Origin of the sequence: Aeromonas cavernicola, assembly GCF_002795305.1 — a bacterium.
Classification (GTDB): Bacteria; Pseudomonadota; Gammaproteobacteria; order Enterobacterales; family Aeromonadaceae; genus Aeromonas; species Aeromonas cavernicola.
The window spans coordinates 1-959 of record NZ_PGGC01000066.1; the positions used below are offsets into that span (position 1 = coordinate 1).

At 53.1% G+C, this 959-nt stretch carries 1 protein-coding gene and 1 pseudogene; both read right to left on the minus strand.

The window, feature by feature from the left end; genetic code table 11:
• A pseudogene (locus tag CUC53_RS19200) lies at positions 1-183 on the minus strand (hypothetical protein); the annotation flags it as partial.
• A 287-nt stretch (positions 184-470) separates the two neighbouring features.
• Positions 471-845, minus strand: coding sequence for a plasmid mobilization protein (locus CUC53_RS07345; protein WP_157798219.1), 375 nt, complete (start codon positions 843-845; stop codon positions 471-473).
• Positions 846-959: the final 114 nt, after the last annotated feature.

The window sequence follows — 959 nt, forward strand, 5'->3', positions numbered from 1 at the left end:
GATCAGCGCTTTGGCAAAGCCCCCTTGGTCAAACGTCCACTTAGCTTGTAGCTCTTCCATCACATCCATATTTTGAAGTATCAAATTATAAAAATGATTATGCCCACTGGCGGGGAAGGTAGCCAGTCCTCTGAATAACGTGCTGCATCCGGCTAGCCTGCTTCTTGAGGGCTCACTATCCACACCCCTCGCAAATCTGCGATTTGCAGATTATCCCTGTGAGGTCTTGGGGTTACCTGCTTTTTCCTGATGCACTGTAGCGCTGATGTGGTTTTTTAGAGTCGTTACCGACTCTTGGTAGAGTCTTCTTAGGGTCGACTCTAGAGTCTGATCCTACTCTGCCTTGTCACCAGTAGGGTTGCGGTGGGAAGGGGCGATCAAATGCTTCCAAAAGGCCAAGGAAGACTCTAGCCAGACTCTCTTAAGCGTCTCCTCTAATGACTCTCTAGACTCTAAGTAGACTCTACCGATCACCTCATCAAGTAGACCCCTAACATGGCCGCCGAGAACGCCAGTAACCAGCCAATTCCCCCTGCCATGCACACCACAAACAGCCGATCCCCGTCTAAGCGTCTGCGGATACGCTGGGCGGTGCTGTCTGCCTCATCCAAACAGGTGGCGAAGGTGGTGGCGGTGTCTGTGGCTTTGCTCGATAGGCTGGCCAGCTCATCACGTAGCGTGCTAATCGCCTGCTCGGTGTCATGGTGCTGCTGCTTAAGGGCCTCTAGTTGCCCGACGGATAGGGCCTGTCTGACGTATTCCGGCACACTCACATTGGCCGCTTTTGCGGCTAGCTCGATGGCGGTTTTTTGCTGCTCGGACACCCTGACACTCAATACCGACATAACGCCCCCTGTATACGGCTGTTTTCAGCAGGGTAAACACCTGTAATGGCAAGGTCTAGCGGCGTATTTTGAGGAGGCGGGGTGTAAACATGAGCGTGACCGACAGGCAAGACA

Coding starts and splice junctions, on each gene's coding strand:
- CUC53_RS07345 (WP_157798219.1), bottom strand. CDS start 845: ATGTCGGTATTGAGTGTCAGGGTGTCCGAGCAGCAAAAAACCGCCATC.